22 protein-coding genes are annotated in these 20,581 nt (G+C 32.7%); 2 read left to right on the top strand and 20 right to left on the bottom strand.

Annotated features, from left to right (window positions below; translation table 11 throughout):
* Nucleotides 1-5: 5 nt before the first annotated feature.
* From HND50_17735 to HND50_17675, 13 genes are all read right to left on the bottom strand, one after another.
* Nucleotides 6-1,109, bottom strand: a complete 1,104-nt coding sequence (locus tag HND50_17735; protein NOG47087.1) for a beta-lactamase family protein — start codon at nucleotides 1,107-1,109, stop codon at nucleotides 6-8.
* A gap of 12 nt (nucleotides 1,110-1,121) precedes the next feature.
* Complete coding sequence (locus HND50_17730) at nucleotides 1,122-1,466, bottom strand: gamma-glutamylcyclotransferase (GenBank protein NOG47086.1); 345 nt, start codon at nucleotides 1,464-1,466, stop codon at nucleotides 1,122-1,124.
* Between the two features lie 102 nt (nucleotides 1,467-1,568).
* Nucleotides 1,569-2,183, bottom strand: a complete 615-nt coding sequence (locus HND50_17725; protein ID NOG47085.1) for a LysE family translocator — start codon at nucleotides 2,181-2,183, stop codon at nucleotides 1,569-1,571.
* A 189-nt stretch (nucleotides 2,184-2,372) separates the two neighbouring features.
* Nucleotides 2,373-3,479 carry a hypothetical protein gene (locus tag HND50_17720; protein ID NOG47084.1) on the bottom strand — a complete coding sequence of 369 codons (1,107 nt, stop codon included), beginning with the start codon at nucleotides 3,477-3,479 and terminating at the stop codon, nucleotides 2,373-2,375.
* A 203-nt stretch (nucleotides 3,480-3,682) separates the two neighbouring features.
* The gene (locus tag HND50_17715; protein ID NOG47083.1) at nucleotides 3,683-4,099 is read right to left on the bottom strand and encodes a hypothetical protein; all 417 of its coding nucleotides are present in this window, start codon (nucleotides 4,097-4,099) and stop codon (nucleotides 3,683-3,685) included.
* Nucleotides 4,100-4,186: 87 nt separating this feature from the next.
* On the bottom strand, nucleotides 4,187-5,098 hold the full coding sequence (locus HND50_17710; protein NOG47082.1) for a cysteine synthase family protein: 912 nt from the start codon (nucleotides 5,096-5,098) through the stop codon (nucleotides 4,187-4,189).
* A 92-nt stretch (nucleotides 5,099-5,190) separates the two neighbouring features.
* On the bottom strand, nucleotides 5,191-6,432 hold the full coding sequence (locus HND50_17705; protein NOG47081.1) for an MFS transporter: 1,242 nt from the start codon (nucleotides 6,430-6,432) through the stop codon (nucleotides 5,191-5,193).
* 267 nt (nucleotides 6,433-6,699) lie between these two features.
* The gene (locus HND50_17700; protein NOG47080.1) at nucleotides 6,700-7,749 is read right to left on the bottom strand and encodes a methylated-DNA--[protein]-cysteine S-methyltransferase; all 1,050 of its coding nucleotides are present in this window, start codon (nucleotides 7,747-7,749) and stop codon (nucleotides 6,700-6,702) included.
* Nucleotides 7,750-7,773: 24 nt separating this feature from the next.
* Nucleotides 7,774-8,610: a class I SAM-dependent methyltransferase gene (locus HND50_17695; GenBank protein NOG47079.1), complete on the bottom strand. Its 837-nt coding sequence runs from the start codon at nucleotides 8,608-8,610 to the stop codon at nucleotides 7,774-7,776.
* A 246-nt stretch (nucleotides 8,611-8,856) separates the two neighbouring features.
* Complete coding sequence (locus tag HND50_17690) at nucleotides 8,857-9,642, bottom strand: hypothetical protein (protein ID NOG47078.1); 786 nt, start codon at nucleotides 9,640-9,642, stop codon at nucleotides 8,857-8,859.
* A 131-nt stretch (nucleotides 9,643-9,773) separates the two neighbouring features.
* Nucleotides 9,774-10,352 (bottom strand): Crp/Fnr family transcriptional regulator, encoded by a 579-nt coding sequence (locus tag HND50_17685; GenBank protein NOG47077.1) that lies wholly within the window; start codon nucleotides 10,350-10,352, stop codon nucleotides 9,774-9,776.
* Nucleotides 10,353-10,445: 93 nt separating this feature from the next.
* On the bottom strand, nucleotides 10,446-10,862 hold the full coding sequence (locus HND50_17680; protein NOG47076.1) for a VOC family protein: 417 nt from the start codon (nucleotides 10,860-10,862) through the stop codon (nucleotides 10,446-10,448).
* A 156-nt stretch (nucleotides 10,863-11,018) separates the two neighbouring features.
* On the bottom strand, nucleotides 11,019-11,465 hold the full coding sequence (locus HND50_17675) for a hypothetical protein (protein NOG47075.1): 447 nt from the start codon (nucleotides 11,463-11,465) through the stop codon (nucleotides 11,019-11,021).
* 210 nt (nucleotides 11,466-11,675) lie between these two features.
* Between HND50_17675 and HND50_17670 the strand changes: the two genes are divergently transcribed.
* Nucleotides 11,676-12,575, top strand: a complete 900-nt coding sequence (locus tag HND50_17670; GenBank protein ID NOG47074.1) for a hypothetical protein — start codon at nucleotides 11,676-11,678, stop codon at nucleotides 12,573-12,575.
* Between the two features lie 73 nt (nucleotides 12,576-12,648).
* Here the strand turns inward: HND50_17670 and HND50_17665 are convergent, their stop codons facing one another.
* Both HND50_17665 and HND50_17660 read right to left on the bottom strand, forming a co-directional pair.
* On the bottom strand, nucleotides 12,649-13,257 hold the full coding sequence (locus HND50_17665) for a sigma-70 family RNA polymerase sigma factor (protein NOG47073.1): 609 nt from the start codon (nucleotides 13,255-13,257) through the stop codon (nucleotides 12,649-12,651).
* The gene (locus HND50_17660; protein ID NOG47072.1) at nucleotides 13,233-13,751 is read right to left on the bottom strand and encodes a hypothetical protein; all 519 of its coding nucleotides are present in this window, start codon (nucleotides 13,749-13,751) and stop codon (nucleotides 13,233-13,235) included. Before HND50_17660 ends, HND50_17665 begins: the two co-directional genes overlap by 25 nt.
* An 854-nt stretch (nucleotides 13,752-14,605) precedes the next feature.
* Between HND50_17660 and HND50_17655 the strand changes: the two genes are divergently transcribed.
* Entirely contained in the window at nucleotides 14,606-14,812 is a 207-nt protein-coding gene (locus HND50_17655; protein ID NOG47071.1) for a hypothetical protein, read from the top strand.
* Between the two features lie 185 nt (nucleotides 14,813-14,997).
* On the opposite strand, the gene HND50_17650 is transcribed toward HND50_17655, so the two are convergent.
* The 5 genes from HND50_17650 to HND50_17630 all read right to left on the bottom strand — a co-directional run bounded on the left by HND50_17650 (nucleotide 14,998) and on the right by HND50_17630 (nucleotide 20,566).
* Complete coding sequence (locus tag HND50_17650) at nucleotides 14,998-16,392, bottom strand: tetratricopeptide repeat protein (GenBank protein ID NOG47070.1); 1,395 nt, start codon at nucleotides 16,390-16,392, stop codon at nucleotides 14,998-15,000.
* Complete coding sequence (locus HND50_17645) at nucleotides 16,389-16,571, bottom strand: YHS domain-containing protein (GenBank protein ID NOG47069.1); 183 nt, start codon at nucleotides 16,569-16,571, stop codon at nucleotides 16,389-16,391. The genes HND50_17650 and HND50_17645 overlap by 4 nt, the downstream gene beginning before the upstream one ends.
* Before the next feature lie 20 nt (nucleotides 16,572-16,591).
* The gene (locus HND50_17640) at nucleotides 16,592-16,972 is read right to left on the bottom strand and encodes a cupredoxin domain-containing protein (GenBank protein NOG47068.1); all 381 of its coding nucleotides are present in this window, start codon (nucleotides 16,970-16,972) and stop codon (nucleotides 16,592-16,594) included.
* Between the two features lie 42 nt (nucleotides 16,973-17,014).
* Complete coding sequence (locus HND50_17635) at nucleotides 17,015-19,666, bottom strand: heavy metal translocating P-type ATPase (GenBank protein ID NOG47067.1); 2,652 nt, start codon at nucleotides 19,664-19,666, stop codon at nucleotides 17,015-17,017.
* Nucleotides 19,667-20,386: 720 nt separating this feature from the next.
* Nucleotides 20,387-20,566, bottom strand: a complete 180-nt coding sequence (locus HND50_17630; GenBank protein NOG47066.1) for a hypothetical protein — start codon at nucleotides 20,564-20,566, stop codon at nucleotides 20,387-20,389.
* Nucleotides 20,567-20,581: the final 15 nt, after the last annotated feature.

Here is a 20,581-nt window from a genome sequence, read left to right as displayed (position 1 = left end):
TTCTGTTATATGGCCCCCAGATAATGATTTTCAATTTCTGCATTTATCTTTGTGAACGCCTCTCCAATAATTTGCCCTGCTCCCCAATTAGTTAAAATTACAATTCCCAAATTGTGTTCTAAGTAGAGCGTTAAAGATGAGGCATAACCATCCATATCTCCACCATGATATATGATCTGGGTATTTCTTTTCTTCGAATCTACTATAAAACAGCCTAAACCGTAACTCCATGTTTCATTAATCTTAAAGTATTTCGATTGCTGAATTTTATTGATTTCATTATTAGACAACATAATAATCATGAATTTATTTAAATCTAAAATCGAACTATAAACATTTCCGGCACCAGATAAAGCCCCCATATTCCATGGCTCTGTTCTTTTATAGGGGGATACCTCTAAGTAGGGAATTGAAAGCCTATCTTTAAAATCATCTTTGAAAATCAATGAAGTGCTCTTCATAGAATACGTTGAGAATATATTTTCATACATCAATTTTGAAAGAGATTTTCCCATTATGTTTTCCATTGCTATTCCTAAAACACCATATCCGAAATTGGAATAATTGTATCTGACTCCTATTACGGTATCGATAGAAACTAATTCAATCCCTTTCAGCATCTCTTCATTTGAGTATCCTTTTATTGGATTTGGGTCAATTCTCTTCAAATTCTCAGGGTATCTCGGAAACTCGGACGAATGAGTGGCTAAATCTTTAATTGTTACAAATTGACCTGTGGGTGAAATAGGAAATTCTATTGATGCTGGAAAGTACGAAATTATAGAATCAGATAAAGAAATGTATTTTTTGTTAATTAAGTTAGCTAGTAAATATCCTGTAAAAATTTTGGTTACAGATCCAAGTTGGTAAATTGTGTTTTTAGTCGCGGGTATTTCCTTTTCCACATTTGCGAAACCAAACCCTTTGGCAAAAACTGTTTTTCCATCTTTTACAACACCAATTGCGATACTTGGGATTTTCTTTTCAAGAATCAGGTTGTTTACCAAACTATCCAAGCATAAACCCAAAGATTTGATATTTTGCCATTCTTGAGCACTGCAAGTATTACTTAAAATCAGGATGAGTATTAATAAACCTACTTGTTTCATGTTTAGTGTTTCTCATTTTTCAATTATGTGGTTATTAAGAACATATATATATGCTGCACATGTTTTTTTACTTTTCCTTAGTACTTTCGTGGAAATCCTTTTATATTCTTTTCCTTCAAATTTATCTAACTCATCCCAATGATGATGAAGATTCTCTGATATAAATACATGGCCTTTGATATTAGCTCCGGTATCATTTAAAACAATACCTGGGTAACCTATTTTTGCACCCCACCCTTTTTCTTTGAGATGCCCTTTAACAACAGCTTCTTCCCATATCCCCCCAATTGTATTGAGGATATGTTCATTTGGCTCACCACGCCCAAGACTTCCATAAACAAACAGATATTGTTTCATTATACACCTCAATACAAAAAACACCTTTATATATAGTTGATCAATTGCAATAGAATCTTTAACATAAAGCGTTATTCTGTAAATAAGCTCTTGATAAGATTGTTAAGTTTTGACTATTAATACAGCCCCAGTAGTAATCAAAGCACTCCCGGCAATACGATTCATCTTTCTTTGTGTTGTTTTATTGGAGAATAATTGCTTAGCTTTTGATGCTGAGTATGCATAGAAAAGCATTACTGAAGCAAGAACAACACTCACAACTATGGCAATAATTGCAACTTCCATTCTAGTTAATTCTCGTAGATTGACAAAAGTTGGAAGAAAGCCAAGGTAGAAAAGGATTACTTTTGGATTGCTTAAAGTAATTGATAGCCCTGTAAGAAAACCAGAGCTTTTAGAAATCTTCGATGGTTCTTTCATGACTGTACTACTATTATTAGACCTCCATGAATTAATTCCAAGCCATATTAGATAACCTCCTCCTAAGTACTTAATTATAATAAATAATTCGAAAATGGAATCCGCAATAGCTGATAAACCATAAATGGCCATTAGAAGGAAAAAAATATCGCCTATTACAATACCTATTACAATTGGTATTGCATGATTGAACCCATGCTTTAATGAACTGGTAAAAGAGGTGAAAGCTCCAGGACCAGGGGTAAGTGCCAGTAAAAACATTGCTCCTGCAAGACTTAGAATAGTGTAAAAAGTCATATATACTACCAATCTATATAATGATTACAATAGAATATTATAAGAGCAATCACTATTATCGTTTGTAAATGATTTATAATTTCTTCCATATTATTTAACTTGTTGTGCTGGTTCTTAGTGGAGTAAATTATAATATCTCTTTCATATAAATTTATTAACATGAGACATATTGAAACAAAATGATTACATTTACTTTTCAAATTTAGTAATGAAACCCCATCCGCCAAATTGCTCAGTAACAACAAATAATATTTGATTTTCACCCTTCACTAATGGAATTGTCAATGTCTCATTATTAACACCTACAATTCCCAAAAATCTAGGAGATTTCGATCTGAATGAATTATTTCCTTGAAACATCAGTTTGCCATTTACTACGATTTTGATTTTATCACTATATCCAAATGATAAATTAATGGTTCGTTTTTTATTGGATGTAATTGTACTCAGTGCAATTACATCATCCCAGCCGTTTTTGACCGGGCTTGAATGAATCTGCGTAATCTTTTTTCTATATTTTGAGATATCTAGCATACCATTCTGATCTGTTACTACATCAACCCAATCTAACTTTTTAAGAAAATCATTATCAATCTGATCAATATTTAAATCACCCTCCTTAAAAACATTTGAGAGTTTCCATCTATCAATAAAGTTTGGATTTATTGGTTTAATTTGATTCAATTCAACTTCAACTGGTTCTGGATCAGTTTTGGTATAACTGAAATTAGAAAAGTGTCCAGGTCCGTTCAAAGCCCAAAGTCCTATTTCCCCTTCAGAAACTTTTTGTTTTAAATCTGTTATAATTAAATCTGGCTCACTAGAATCATTTACATAAAAGAATGCTTTTTTACCCTTAACTTCTAATTTTAGATGAATCCATCTGTTATGCGGTATTTCTGTATTAGCTATGTGCCCTTTATTACTATAAAGTTGCCAGCCCATAACCCCATTAAATCTTGGTGCATACTGTATTGCATTTGGTTTATTAGACAAATGACATCTCAGGTATACTAATTCGTGTGATTCTTTATTTTTTGATCTAAAAACTATTCCCGCAAAGCCCCTGTTACCATGTGCATTAAAATCTACTTCAATAGTCCCATCCGTTAGCAATAAACCTTTTAAAAAGGCAAACCCCTGATATAGAAATAGACTTTTTCTCCCCATGTATGTAGTAATTAAACCTCCTTCAGGATCGTTTATTGACCATAAATGCGGTTTGAATTCAACATCTTTCGCTATCAAATTTTTAACTGTGAGAATTATTAATACTAATAAAAATGTTTTTTTCATAACCTAATCCTAATTTAGATCAACGTATTTTTAGCTGCTTCAAAAATAGCAATGCCATTTTCTCGTCTTCTCTAAAACTCAATATCATGAATCCTAAAACATAATCATTCCAATTTTCTTTTTTCGTTTTCCGTTAACTTACTGTTCACCAAGTATCTTCTTTATTTACCTCATTTATTAGCACCGTCTCGACTAGCTTCATTTCAAAAATTTTCTTGACAAGTAATTTTATTTACTATTTTCCACCCTTCTCCAGTTTTAAGCATGTTCATATAATGAGTGTATTGAAATGTTTCATATTTTAGAGATAGCTTTACATTGGCTGCTGTGCCAACTATATCTATATAGAAGATATTCTCTTCAAATTCTCTCTCTTTTTTATTCGAAAAAAAAGTTAGATACCTTTCAATAGAAATAATTTTATATTCATTATCTCTAATGCTAATAAACTTTAAATTTGCATCCGAATGAAATACTTTTTTTATGAGCTCCTGATTATCAGTGCGTTGGCCTTCAATGTAGATTTTAATCGTTTCGTTGATAACTTCTTTATCACGTATTTCTCCAGCCAATATTAATTGCGTGGATAACATAATCAAAAGGTTTATAATTAGTTTCATATATCTGTACTCCTTTTAAATAACCAATTCTTAATCTTTTATCCTTGAATAATATTTTTCTCTTCTCATAGCAGTTAAAACATATTATTATCTATACAAATCACCATTGAGATATCTTAATCCAGAATCAATAATCACTGTTACAATTTTTTTCCCTGCACCGATAATTCTAGCCCTTTGAATTGCTGCCCAAACATTGGCACCTGACGTTATTCCTCCGAAAATCCCTTCTTTTTTTGCTAAATCATTAGCTGTCCTATAAGCATCTTCATCCTTAACAGGAATTACATCATCAATCAGATCTTTACGTAGTATAGTTGGAATAAATGAAAGACCTATTCCTTCCAAAGCATGCTTTCCAGATGTATCACCGCCAGAAATATTTCTTACGTAAAATGGTTCTATAGCAATAGTTTTCATTGATGGTATTTTTTCTTTTAAAATTTCGGAATTTCCTGAAATACAACCTCCTCCCCCTACTGCCATTACGAACTCATCTATTTCAGTTCCAAGAACGTCCATAATTTCAAAAGCCATTTTATGATAACCTTTTTTATTATCAAGATTGTTAACCTGGTCAGGCCAAAATGTATTAGGTTGACCTATTAACTCTTTTGCCCTCGCAATCATTTTGTCTATTATCTCTGCTGTTAAAATACCATTTTCAGCATGAATTATTTCTACTGTAGCTCCAAAAGCCCTCATTGTTTGTAGTTTTTCTTCGGCAAAACCGTTTGAAGAAACGAAATGTGCTTTATATCCCCTTGTTGCACAAACCATTGCCAAAGAGCTACCGGTACTACCTCCAGTATATTCAACAACCCTCCCACCAGTTGTTAATTCTCCTCTTCTCTCAGCTCCCTCAATCATTGATAACGCCATTCTGTCTTTCATACTACCTGTAGGATTTCCACCTTCATATTTGACATATATTTCTGCACAATTTGGTTCAGATAACCTTTCAAGTTTTAATAGTGGGGTATTTCCAATGGCCTGCATAAAAATTCCTTACTGTAAAATTGACTTTCTTGTTTTGAAATGGAAAAAATAATCAATTATTTGTATAATACAAATAATTGTTGCTAAAATATTTACTCTTTTGCCAAAAAGTCTCTAAATGCTTTGTTTTTTGACACCATTAACGAAATTACAGATAATATTCCTCCACATATTAAATAAATATTAGGAATGTTTTGATTGGATAAATCAGCAATTACACCAGAAAATCCCATTGCTACTGGTGCTAGTCCCATGGTGAGAGTGTTTAGGAGTCCGAAAATTCTTCCCCTAATTTCGCCTGGAGTAGTTATTTGCAAAATTGTAATTACATTTATATTAAAAAAACCATTGAGAGCTCCAATAAAAAAAACAATAATTAGAACTATTGACGGAATGAAAACCACACATAGAGAAGAAAAGCTAGATGACATTACTATAAGTACACCAATAAGTATATTACTCCTGGCCCTCCCTCTAAGCTGAATTGTGCCTGATACGGTATATCCCGTTATAGATCCAATTCCAAACGCAGCAAGTATATAACCATACCAATCTGCTGATACTTTCATAAAATCTTCTACATAAAAAGGAAATAAGACAAAGAATGGCATTGCAAAAAAATTAAGGACTGTTGCAACTAGAAAAAGTGACCTCATTCCTCTCGATTTCCATACATAATTTAAGCCTTTAATTGTATCTGTTTTAAAAGCTTTTAAAGTCTCTTGCCAGTTTAATGGTTTTTCTGGCAGAGTTTGAGGAATTGTTGTAAACAGTTCACTAACCGCTGAAAAAAAGTAACTTATTCCGTTAAAAAGAAAAAGAAAAGGAGCACCTAGTATCCTAAATAGGACTCCTCCGATCCCTTGGCCAATAAACGTAGCAATTTGAACTGAAGACTGGATTAACGAGTTTGCAGTAGAAACTTTATTTTTCGGAACAATATCAGGAATTGCAGCTGTAATTGCGGGTCTAAAAAAGGAACCAACGCTTGCAACAATGGTTGCTATAATGAAAAGTGATATAAGAATTAATGTCTTGGCGGTAGGATCAGAAAATAAAAAAACAGTAACAATTAGAACAGCTCCTCCATTTATCAAATCACAAAAAATGATGATTCGACGGCGAGAATACCTGTCTGCAATTGTACCAGCTAGTGGTCCTAATATAACACCGGGTAAGTGCGATATCATCATAAGCATTCCAACCAATGTTGCTGAGCCTGTTTCATGTTTTACCCAAAATGTCATGGCTATTACGAAAGCTTGAGACCCTATTTGACTTACTAATTGTCCCTGCCATAATAAAATAAAATTACGGTTAAAAAGTTTATTCATTTATTTCCGTAATTAAGTTAGTATTTTTAGCTCACTTAAAATCTCAACAAGAATAAAAATTATATTTGTAATGTACAAATATAATTGTGTGAAAAATTATTTCCAATATGATTTTATTAAACTCAAAAATATAATAAAGTTACTTAGAATCTACTTAATTTGGTATTACTGCATTTTTATGGGTAAGCCTTAAGAGAAAAGAGTTGACATAATTTCTTCACGCATGTTAAAACCCAATACATGGATTAAATCATGTTAGCAGAAAATCTATGATCCTTTTAAAATATTACCTTTTTCGAATTCTATTAACCATTTTTTCCTAGCTATACCACCTCCATACCCTTTCAATTTCCCATCACTACCAATTACCCTATGACAAGGAACAACGATAGCAACTTTATTTAACCCATTCGCTGAAGCAACTGCTCTTATTGCTTTTGGTTTATTCATATTTATAGATTGAGCTTTGTAGGATATGGTTTTGCCATATGGAATAGATTTTAAGAATGACCAAACTTCTTGCTGAAAATCAGTTCCTTGTATGTGTAATGGTACAGTAAAGAAAGTTCTTTTTCTTTGAAAATATTCACCTAATTCTACTTGAAGCGTATCCAAATGTTTATTTTGACCTGGTAAAATTGGTGTTTTAAAATGAATCTCCAAACTCCTTAATTGAACATCTAATATATCACGGTCACAAAATTCAACAAGGCAAATGCCCTTTGATGTAGCACATCCAAACATAGGTCCTAATGGAGTTGTGAAACGAACAATATTAATTGCATTTTTATAATTTACTTTGGTTGGTGCTTTGCCAAAAATTGATTTATCGTTGTCGATGAAACCACTTAATGAATCGTAACCATTATCAAATGCCGTTTGCGTTACTGATTTTCCTTTTGATATATTCCTTAAAGCATTGTTTGTTTTGTACATTCTTTGGTAAGCATGAAAGGTCATATTTAGATTTTTTTTAAACCATCTGCGTACAAAATTAGGTTCTATTCCGGCAATGACTAAATCTTTATCCTTTATTTTTTTAAACGGTCTATTAACTAATTCACTTAGAATATATTTAATGACGTTAGGCATACTTCCGGGTGGTTCAAGCGGTTTGCATACTTTGCATGGTCTATAACCGTTTAAAAGTGCTTCATTAACTGAATCATAGAACACAACATTTTCGGCTAATGGTTTTCTTGCACGACATGTAGGTCTACAAAATATTATAGTTGTTTTAACTGCAGCATAAAATATTCCTTCATAAGTGGAATCTTTTCTTAAAAGTGCTTCATATTTTTCTTTAAATGTTAACATTATTTAATCTCTAATAATTAAGAATCAAAGTTTAACGGCCTGGATAAATAACTTCCCACTTGTTTCTGTGTAAGTTTCATCCAAATGTCCTCCATAGATTTTGTCAATTTTAAACCCAGCCTTTTCGAGCATCAGTTGGATTTCATATCTAAAAACTGGTCTCCAATATACTTCATAATTTTGTCTTTTAACGCTTCCATCATCTTCTATTTCATCATACCAACCATATAATTTTTGTTTTTGATCAATCATCATCTTGCTCCTTGCCGCAAACCGTGTATATATATTGCCGTTATGAGGATTTTTTCTGGTAAAAAAGGGGATAGGAGTTTCATCGCCAGCAATACTTAATACTAGTGGATTCATTAAATCTAAAGCCAAAAGACCTTTTGTGCGGATATGTTTTGCAGCATTTATTAATGTTTTCTGTTGCAATTCAAAATCTGGGATGCATAGCAAACTATTAAAGGCACAAATTATTAAATCATAATCCTTCTTTTCCAATGATAATTTAGTTACATCTTGATTAATAATTTTTAATCGATTTGATATTTTATTGTTTAATTGTTTAATCTTGTTTTGAAATTGTTGGAGCAAGGTAGAAGAAAAATCAACAGCAGTTACGTCGTTTCCATTTTCAGCCAGTGGAATTGCCACCCTACCGGTACCACAACAAAGTTCTAAAACATTACTTCCAAATTGTTTTGCTAAATTATTGTATTTTTCCACGTCATTCGATAACCCTTGTGAAATAACAATTTCATCAAAATTATTTTTGTATTTTGAATACTTTTCAGAAGGATAGTCACTGTCATAATATATAATAGATGGGTGCTGCGTATTTTCTATTCCTGAATTCATAAAACCTCCAATAAAAATTTTAATGCTGAATTAGAAAGGAAATTTACATTTTAGATTTAATAAAACTACCGAAAACTTGACAACCATATTATAAACCTATCTCAAATATTTCTCTCTTTAAAAGAATACAAGAAATTTATGTTATCACCCACATTAATTTATTAACCGACAATGGTTTATAAGATTTTTTTTATTCTCCTCCATTGTGGCTTTGTTTGCCAGGATCTAATATCATTTTATGTTCATCTATTTACTTTTAGGGATGTAACTTAGATCAGGTTGGTATTTCCAAACCTCGCTTTCTACTGCTTTGACAGACTCAGAGAGTGTTTTTAAAATTCTATCAACTTCATTTGCTTCTACTTTTTTTTCTATTACGTTTGTCAAAAAAGCATTGTTTGTCCCATAACTTGACCAGTTTTCTCGCATTACCATTAGTAAATAGCTCGGCTGATCCCCTCCAACTGTTAATTCATACCAAGTGTGCTTCAATTCATCTTTTAATTGTTTCAAATTTGTATTTATTGTTCTAATGGTTTTTTCAAATTTTTTCTCATGGCCATAATTAACTTTGTAATAAAAGACTTGAATGGAATCAGAAGGTTTTTTGTGTTCTAATGGTGTTGCGGTGCTAATGTCTGATCTAAGTGTGTAGACTGTTCTATATGCAATATCAGCAAAAGGAGCTGTAGTTTGGATGAAGTCAGCCATATCACCTGAAGGATCTATCCTTGAGTCAAAAGCAGCAAAAGGGATACCAAAAGCACCATCTATAAACATCCCTGTTCTTTTACCAACTGTTACGTACCAACCATACCAAATAGTTTTATCTTTTTTTTCTTTATGCCATTGAAGATGTCTTTTATATCCTTCATGAAATAAGGATTGCATACCGTCTTTAGGATAATAAGCAAAAATAAATGCTGCTGTATCTTGGTTTGTATTAACTTGGGAGAAAGCAACTATTGGTAAAAGAAACACTATAAAAAGCATTATTACCTCTATGAAATTGTTAGCAAAATTCAAATACATAAATAATCCTCCTCCATTATTAAGGGTTGATAAATAATTCAATGTAATCTATAGTTAATAACATCAATTAATTTATCGAGCCTTAACTAAAGATGCCTTATCATTTGTTAAGAATATTAATGAGGATTAAGTTAAATATTATTTTTTAAACGGGATAGAGAGACTTCACTAATTCCGAGATATGAAGCAATGTGGTATTGAGGGATTCGTTTTAATAAACCCGGATAATTTTTAGCAAAATCAAGAAAGCGCTCTTTGGCGTCTTCAATCAGGAAACTTCTTTCTCTCAACTCTTTTTTAATTAACAACCATTCTGCCAACTTTCTTCCAAGTCGATCAAAAATTGGGTGGCTATCATAAAGGGCGTTAAACTCATTATAATTTGCAACCAATAAGCTGGTTTCTTCTAATGTATGCATGCCATAATACAATGGGATATCCAAAATAGAAAACGCAACCGGGCCTCCAAACATATTCTCACATATAAATGATTTATTAAATTCTTTGCCTTTTTGATCTAAATAATAAAGACGAAATAAACCTTTATTAACAAAAAATAGTTGAAAAAAATTTTCTCCAGGTAGTACAATATGTTCATTTTCAGAATATTCCATTATAGTAAATATACTCTTTAAATCTTTCCACTGCTTTTTCTCTAACTCGAGCCATTGGTTTATGACCGTTCTTAATTGTAAATATCTAAAGGACATTATTTGTATTTTCCTTCCAACTTTGAAAATCAACATTTTTCATTCACTTTTCCGAAAAATATTTTTCGCTATTTTAAATTCCACTCTCCTATTTTACTTTGTCCGTCCTATTACGAGTTTTTCATATTCAATATCATTAGGCTCCCATAATTCAACCTTATTACCTTCTAAATCTAGAATATGGACAAACTTCCCATATTCATAAGTCTTTATTTTATCAGTGATAACCACGCTATCTTTTTTTAATTTATCAACCAAAGCTTCAATATTTCTCACCCGATAATTAATCATAAAATCTTTTTGTGATGGTTCAAAATATTTTGTTTTTTCTGAAAACGGACTCCATTGTGTAAATCCTTTTTTAGTAGTGTCAGCACCTTGGCGCCACTCAAAATTTGTTCCATATTTATCAGTATCTAAACCCAAATATTTTTTATACCATTCTCTAATTTTTTTTGGATTTTTACTTTTAAAAAAAATCCCTCCAATCCCCGTTACTTTTCCTTCTATTGTCTCATTATTAGATTGCTCAATTCTAATTTCATTAAAAGAAAAACCAATACTAAATGATATCATAAAACCTAGAACGATAAATATTCTTTTCTTCATATTATTCTCCGGAATAGAACTATTCTTATGTTGATAACATTATTAATTTATTTAATTCTAATTCTGTTCTATATATTTTTTTAATCCTTCTGTAAAAAGTAATTTCCAACCCGATTCAATTGACTGTTTTTTTGCCTCATCAACTACTCCATATAAAGAATCATATATTTGTAAGACAGTAGTACCATTATTTTCAGACAAATTAATTTTCAACAACGAAGTTGCAGGTCCACCAAATTCAGGACGTAAATGACCAAATAATTCGATTGTTTGATCTTTATGAATTGACGAAACTGTATACCATAAACCTTCAGAGCCATCAATAGTTTTTTCGTATAAACGGCCACCGGCAAATGGCTCCAAAATTATTTGTGACTCAGCTAAAACATAGAAATCTTTGTGCCACCAACTTTCAATGTCATTTAAAAGTGCATCCCAAACTTCTCTTTTGGATTTGTTAATTGGTATCTGGACGTTAATCTGGATATTTTTTAATACCTGCATTTGATACTCCTTTTATTCAAATAATATTAATTAGCTTATTCTGTTCTAGATATAAATGAAAAATGCATAATTTCAAACCTTTCTTAGAATCAAATATTTGCAAGTTACAAATTTAAATTTGTATTTTACAAATAATTTCAAGAAAAACAAATCTAATATCTAAATTTCTGTTAAATAGAAAACCTCTATACATCAAAAAAGGAAAGGCTTATGAACAATTTCATAGGACTTATAAAAATTATTATAGTGTTTGGTATCCACCCAATAAATGTCAATCACATAGGAGCTTTTGTAATTGAATTAGCCGATCAAAATTCTTGTTCCAAAGAACTTATTGGATATAAACAATGGCCACAAGTTATGGAACCTGAATGGACTATTCATCTTCAAGATCCAAATTCCGGAGGTATTCTTGTTTATGAGGGTGTTCACCACTCCTTTAATTCATCCCATCCTCAATATGATCGGTTAGTAAAACTTTGGACAGCTTTTAAACCGACTATTTCATTTTATGAAGGGACCGGTTCAGGATTTAGTTCCTCTCTAAATGAGAGCATTAAAAAAAGCGGAGAACCTGGTCTCATTCGCTTTTTAGCATCCAAAGACAAAATTGAAGCTCGATCCCTGGAACCACCAAAACAGCTTGAGATTAACCATCTTTTAAATACTTTTTCTGCAGACCAGGTTATGCTTTTCTATGTTTTACGCAATACTGTTCAATTGAGAGAGAGAAGAAGTCTCAATATAGAAAAGCTTCAAGCAGTAACTACAAATACATTGAAACACTATTCCAAATATGAAGGTTTAAACTCATCAATTGCAAACTTTGATGAGTTGGATAAGGCTGTAGAAAAGTATTGGCCTGATAATGATCTCTCTTGGTGGCAATTTCCAAGCAACTGGTTTTCCCCTACTGCAACCTCCAAAGAAACCGGAAGTGTATTCACTAATGAAGTGAATCGAGTTTCAAGTGAGTACAGGGACAAGTATATGTTTGAAAAGCTCACAGCATCAGTTCTTGCAGGACATCGAGTTTTTGGAGCAGTGGGAAGAAACCATGTAGCAATGCAATCTCACGCATTACGGTGTGCAATTGACGGTAATAAATAATTTTTTAAACTAATATTGTTTGCAGTGGTGACAAATTAAAAACATTAGAACATTGAAAGTCACCAACCAACTTTTAATTATTTTTACAACTATAATCTATTACTCTGCCTTTATTATCAAACTCATAAATACAACAATCAAACATCATTTTTTTAACTTTTTCACGACCTCTTTGCACACGAGTTTTAACAGTTGAGTAAGGAATTGCCAACTCTTTAGCTATCTTTTTTTGGGGCACCAGCTCCAAATCAGATAATATTAATGTTTTGCGATATGGCTCTTCCAATTGGTTGATAAAAATTTCAATTGAATCGGCAACCTTTTTGAAAGCTGGCTCATTTTCAATTAAGTAACTATTATTTATAGAATTTTCTGTTTCGTTTTTTCTCTTTGATCGATAAAAGTCAATAACTGCATTTTTCGCAACACTGTACAACCAGCTTTTAATATTTTTTATACTGCTTAAATTAACTAAATCTGATTGCATTTTAAGAAAGATATTATGCACTATGTCTTCCGCATCACCCAAATTATTTATCTTATTTGAAACAAAATGTATTAAATTCGAATGGTAGTTTTTATAAACTTGTGCAATGTCCATATTATTTTCAATAATTTGTTTAATGAAATTTATTAAACTTACTAAAAGGATTCTATTTATTTTCTTAACAACCCTTGCCATTTTACATTTTTTTCAGGTTTTGGATTACAGCATGATGAATTGATACCGACGCCCTTTTCAACATTATTTTCACTTTTTCTTGATTGTGACTTACACTCAGAATTTTTGCTTTTAAATCTAAAAGTTAAAAATTTCTCATCAGTTTCAAATTGGTCAATCAAGAAATTGCTAATATTTACATTATTATTTCCGTATTCAAAAAATACCGTAGAGTCCTTATCCATTTGATTTATTCTATTAACTGTAGTTAAAATATTTAATGCTTTTTTCCCACTCATTGGATATCTTTCGGATTCTTTTTGAGGATTCCATAGTTGTAATATCGTTTCATTCCAATTATTTTCCACCCCTCCACAATCTACTGAATTTATTTTTAGATTTTTAACTTCAGTTATGTGAAAATTAGATTCAACGAATTTTCCAGGTTTATATTCAAACCTCAATGTTTTCTCTTGATTTGTTTCCAAAATATCTAATAATTCTTGCGTCTTCATCTTAGTTTCCTTTCAATGTTTTTATTCTCTAAGACGAATAGCAAAAAGAAAAGACTCAAATTAATACAACCAATATCATATTATGATAAAAAAAATAATTTATTTCAACTCAAACCGTACTTGAATTTGGAGGATTACCTTTTTTAACAAAAAGGTGTCTTTATTAAAATTGTTTAACCGATTCACTAGACCTGCACCTGTTTTTGATATATCCGTTTCGTATTTTATTTTAGTAAGCATGGATTTCATAAATTATATACTTCTTATTCATATTCATCCTCATATTACCTAGTTTCCACATTCGGGACGCTGATATGTATCATACGAATGTAATAGTATTTAAAGAATCAGGCTCAAAGAAAATCGAAGAAAAAAAATGAGATTGAATAATAATTTTGTGGAGTTGATGTAATTGATAAGGAAAAGAAAATAACATAGTACCGATATAGTACCACTTTGAGAATTTTAGGAGTTTGCTTAAAATAAAAAACCCTGCAAAGCCAGTGTTTACAGGGCCTAAGAGTGTGGCGTCTCCCAGAATTGAACTGGGGACACACGGATTTTCAGTCCGTCAAAAGCAACATCCTCCAACTTCAATAAAAACAACATAAACTTATTAAAATTCAACTACTTACCCCATCCAAAAATGGCATCAATCGTCACCATTTATTACCATAAATCACCCACAATTTACCATCTGCATGGCACGCATATGGCACGCGTTTTTAGATACTTATTTGCCTTAAATGAGTATTAAGTTCTTCTTTTTTTAGACTACTGCACCATTTTAATATTTCGTTCACACTATATAAGTATAGAGGAAGCAAAACGAAACCAATTCTTTGGAGGTGAATATGTCTAAATATTTTGTAAACAAAAATGCCCAGTCTACAGGGGAACACGAAATCCATAAGGAAGGATGTTCTTATTTACCTGATGTTCAGAACAGAATAAACCTTGGTGACTTTTCAGGTTGTAAAGCTGCAATGAAGAAAGCAAAAGACTATTACACAAATGTTGATGGTTGTTATTACTGCTCAATCGAATGCCATACAAGGTGAAAATTTGAAATAAGTTTTCATTTTCACCTGAACAAAGCATATTATTTCATAACTAATAACATAGATTAACCGGCATAACGATACTAAAACTATAAACCGAAATCACACTCTATTTGGTTAGGATTGATATTTCCTTTAATGACCTCCCATCCCAAGACTAAATCGAAAAGGCCACCCTAACTGTCCTAATTACAAGCAACCGAATTATCAAATTCATCAATCACATATTCACCGGTCTTCATCAAAACAAAGTATCCTTCATTTGTGCTAATAATATCACTATATTGCCCTTTTGGTAAGTTCACTGCTGTCATATCCAGGTCAATTCTTAAATCACCAGGGGAATAACAACCGATATCCCCTCCACTTTCTTTACCTGGGCCTTCAGAATACTTCTCAACGATTGTTTTAAAGTTTCTTCCTTCATTTAGTTCATTAATTACATTCATCGCAGTAAAACTATTTGTAACAAAAATGACGCTAAGATGGATTTTTATTTTTAATAATTTTTTAATTTTATACTTAGCATAGTCAAGGAATTCTGTATCATTTGCGGGCGATGTTTCAATAAATTTTGTAAAAGATTTTATTGCAGTACTGCCTTCACCAAGCTGTTCCTCCAAAATCGCCTTATTATAATAAGCTAATGAATATCCCGGATCGACTTCTGTTGCTTTAGAATAATTTACAATTGCTTGCTGAACATCGCCTTTTAATGCATATGAATTTCCGAGATTGTAAAAAGCTTCTTTATTTGAAGGTTCCATTTTGACAACCGCAATATAGTCTTCGATTGCCTGAGTATAAAGACCTTGAGCATGCAACAAATTTCCCCTATTAAAATAACCTAAACTATATTCAGGATTAAGTTCAATTGCAGTATTGAAATCAATCATTGCCAGATCTGAGCGCCCTACATATTTATAAATAATCCCGCGATCATTATAAGCATGATATAAACTTGGATTAAGATCAATGGCAGTATTTAAATCGATGAGCGCTTCTTCTGATTCCCCTTTAAATGCAAATAAACGCCCTCGACTATAATACGATAATGCAAAATTTTTATTCAGCGTAATGGAATATGAATAATCTGAAAATGCCTTATCATATTGCCCGTATTCTTCATATATATTTGCACGATTAAAATAGGCCAAAGCAAAGTCCGGGTTAATCCTTATGGCATTATTAAAATCAGATATTGCCAGATCAAACATTTCTTTTTTCATATAAATCAGCCCACGAAAGTTATAGGCTAGATCAAAATCTGGGACAGAAACAATAGCATTGCTAATTTCAATTATCGCTGCATCCCAATTTTCATTATCTGCATATTGTAGAGCTGGAAAGATGTTGAAAAAGTTATTACTACTATCTGAGTATATTTGGCTTTCAGTAAAATTAATATTTTCATTGAATAGTTCTTGGTAATTGGATATTGATGACAGGCTCTTATTTTCTTCTCCTGTATTTAAAAAGACTGAATCTATTGAGCCTGCATTCACACAAACCAGCATTACAAAGATAGGAGCAAATAGTTTTAGAAAAAGAAAGGTTATCCGGTTAATTGGCTTTTTCATTTTTTTTCTGAATTATCATTAATAGATTTAGAACTTTCATTTATATACTCTTGTGGATTTTCGTCAAACTGCTCTTTGCATAATTCGGAGCAGAAATAATAGACTTTGTTTTTAAATTCGCTCTTAGTTACAGGCACTTTACTATCAACCTGCATTCCACAAACCAAATCTTTTGCCATGATTTATCTCCATTGTAATATCATTGCTCAACAATTAATTTTCCTCGTAGCATACCCATAGCACATTGAAACTCATACTCTCCGGGGACATCCGGTGTAAATTCAACAGGAACTGTTGTAAAAGGTGTAAGTGTTGCTTGCTTATTAAAATCTGAAAACAAAACCTGTTCTGAGCAAAGCGCCGTTTCTTCCCTATGAAAATTTAGACGAACAGGTTTACCTGCTTGCACAACTATAATATCCGGGCTGTAGCCTCCTTTAACCTTAATCATTGCCTCCTGAACATTGCTATTGGATGATGTTACATGAGTTGCCTTCCTTTCAGAGAACCAGAAAAACCATGCAACCCACACCGATGAAAGAATACCGACAATTGTTACTATTATTTGATCAAGTTCCATTTCATTTTCCTTTCATATTCCTATTCTAAAACATACTTCGAATTATTTTTGCGGTGAAAACCTTCGTAAACGATTTGCATTTGTAACCACCGTTACCGAACTAAATGCCATTGCTGCACCTGCTATCAATGGAGATAACAGTAATCCAAAAAATGGGTAAAGAATACCAGCAGCGACCGGAATACCAAGTCCATTATAAAAGAACGCACCAAATAAGTTCTGCCTTATGTTTTTCATTGTTGCTTTTGACAATTGAATTGACGTTACCACACCTTTCAAGCTACTTTTAATCAGTGTAATATCAGATGCTTCCATGGCCACGTCTGCGCCAGAGCCAATGGCAAAACCAATCTCAGCCTGGGCCAAAGCTGGTGCATCATTAATACCATCACCTACCATCGCAACATGTTTTCCTTCCTGCTGTAATTTCTTAACATTCAATGCTTTCTCTTCCGGTAATACTTCAGACAACACTCGGTCAACATTCACCTCTCTCGCAATTGCTTCTGCGGTTCGTTTGTTATCCCCCGTTAACATAATTACTTCCAAACCCATTGTTTTTAGCTTTGCGATTGCGTCTATTGAATCCGGCTTTACAGTATCTGCAACAGCAACAATCCCTGCTGCTTCATCATTAATGGCAATAAACATTGGCGTTTTACCATTTTCAGCAAGGTGGTCACTCTTAGTTTTTAGGTCACTCAAGTCGATATTTAGTTTTTCCATCATTTTATAGTTACCTAAAGCAATTTTTTTACGATTTACATTTGCTTGTACACCATGCCCGGGAATAGCTATAAAATCTGTTGGATCCTTTAAAGAAAGAGATTTTTTCTTTGCTTCATGTAAAATTGCTTCACCTAATGGATGCTCTGAGGCTTTCTCTACGCTTGCTGTATACATCAAAATCTCATCAATCTTAAATCCGTTTTCTGTTATAACATCTGTAACTTTTGGTTTGCCTTCTGTAATTGTTCCTGTTTTATCCAATACAATGGTATTGAGCTTTTGCCCCATTTCCAGCGCTTCCCCACTGCGAATTAAAATACCATTCTCCGCTCCCTTACCAACTCCAACCATCAATGAAATCGGGGTGGCAAGCCCTAAGGCGCATGGGCAGGCAATAATCAGCACAGTTACAAATACTATCAGGGAGTAAATCAGGTTGGGTTGTGGACCAAAATCATACCAGGCGACAAAAGAAAGAATAGCGATTATCATTACAGCAGGTACAAAATAACCAGATACTTTATCAACAATCCTTTGAATGGGTGCTTTTGAACCCTGAGCCTGTTGAACAAGATCGATGATTTGAGCAAGTGCCGTATCTTTTCCTACTTTTGTAGCTTTAAACTTAAAAGATCCTGTTTTGTTGATTGTAGCACCAATAACTTCGTCACCTTGTTTTTTTGCAACAGGGATAGCCTCTCCGGTAATCATTGATTCATCCAAGGCAGACGACCCATCAATAATAATTCCATCTACCGGGATCTTCTCACCTGGTCGTACAATAATAATATCATCCAAAACCACTTCTTCTACCGGAACATCCTGTTCTTTTCCATTACGAACTACACGTGCTGTTTTTGCCTGTAGACCCATAAGTTTTTTTATCGCTTCAGAACTTTTTCCTTTTGCTCTTATTTCCAGTGCCATGCCAAGAACCACCAAAGCAACAACAACGGCAATAACATCATAAAACTGGTCGGCCAACTCAGCTTTTGGGAACACATCCGGAAAAAAAGTAGCAGTAGTTGAATATAACCATGCAGCTGTAATGCCCGTTGCAATTAATGTATGCATGTTTGCCGAACGGCTTTTTAAAGCGGACCATGCCCCGGAATAAAATTGCGACCCTGCCCAAAACATAACTGCCAAAGACAATATTGACATTATCATCCAAGTATAGCGAAGCCACTCACCGCCATGTTGAAATTCTTCAGGTAAACCAATCAAATCAGGATAACTGAAGGCCATGATGAACAGTGAGATAATTCCAGAAAAAATAAATTTCCGCATCAGTGATTTATATTCTAATAAACGGGCCTTCTGGTTTTCATCCTCTGCACTATCCTTGTTAGACGAATGTGATGATGTATCGAACACCTGATACCCTTGGTCTTCTATCTCTTTTTTTAAGTCCTTTATTTTAATAGATGATGGAATATATTTAATTTCTGCTGACTCACTACCCAAATTGACGTTGGCAGAAATGACACCTGCTTTTTTAATTAAACCTGCTTCAATATCAGTTACACAAGAAGCACAATGCATCCCGCCTATGCCTAAGGACAATCTAGCTAAACCGGATTCATATCCAGCCGTTTTAATACTTCCAATAACATCTGTCAGGGTTACTTTGTCCGGAGAATACTCAATAAATAGTTTTTCTGTTGCCTGATTAACAGAAACATTTTTAATTCCATTTAATTTGGACACTTGTTTCTCAATTGTTAAAGCACATGATGCACAATCCATACCAATTATTGGAATCTCACTACGCTGAATACCATCATTAGAAATCTGATACGTGCTTTCAGAATGCATCTTTTTCGTGCTATAATATTGTGGTGCTTCATCAAACTGTTTTTTACATGTTTCTGAACAAAACTCAAAAGTTTGTTTCTCAAAATTACTAATAAACTTTGATGAACCTTCAAGTTTCATTTCACAAACAGGATCACGATATGACATTTTTCTCTCCTATGATCATTTTCCCATACCTCTTACAATTTGAATGCCAAAAGCTTATTTAGAACAAAACTGCTATGACATGGTATGGAGGGAAACATTGTAAGTTATATTGAGCATTATCCTACAATTTGGTTGGAGAATATTCAACAAACTGTCAAATATAAAAAGGGTGAGCTCAGTTTAACTCACCCTCATTCATTCTCCCGGAGGTCACCAAGAGAAAATTTAATTTTAAAAAAAAGAGCGGTAAAAAAATCCGCTCTCTCCGGGGACTAATGGAAGGTACTCAGGGGGTTTAAAGAACGTAGACTTTTGATTATATTATCCACAATGTGGACACTTAATTTTCTTTTCTTCAGAAGATGCTTTTTTATCCTGGATATTAAAATTCCCAATACTTTTTCTCAATTTATTACTGATAAAAATTAGCACGATTAACAGGGTAAATGCTAAGACAATTAATTCAAATAAGTTGTACATAAATTGAGTCCGTGGTTTTATTTATTTGAGGGACACGTTGTTTTTATACAACTGTCACCAGATTTAAGACCACACATCAAACAGCGATTTCTTTTTTTGTTTTTATATACAAAAGCTAATGCGAACCCGAATATTGTAAAAACAAGTGAAGTATATAATATGTTCATCAATATGCTGCTCATAATAATTCTCCAACAGAAAAGTTAGCTAATCTGTTTATATTGCAACCGCTACATAACATTATGATTTACTTTTTCTGGAATCCACTTTATTATCCAGATTTGTATGATGACATGTAAAATCTGATGTGTCATGTTTAAATTTACGTCCCCTAACATTTTTAATAATCACAACAGCCAGGATACTAATTAAAACAAAAAGAACCCAAGATATGAGTATTGCACCAGGATCATGAAACATGACAACCTCCCTTGA

The organism is Calditrichota bacterium, from assembly GCA_013112635.1.
In the GTDB taxonomy this organism is placed as follows: domain Bacteria; phylum Calditrichota; class Calditrichia; order Calditrichales; family J004; genus JABFGF01.
The sequence above is the reverse complement of the archived record's forward strand: the minus strand, read 5'-3'. Positions and strand labels throughout refer to the sequence as shown.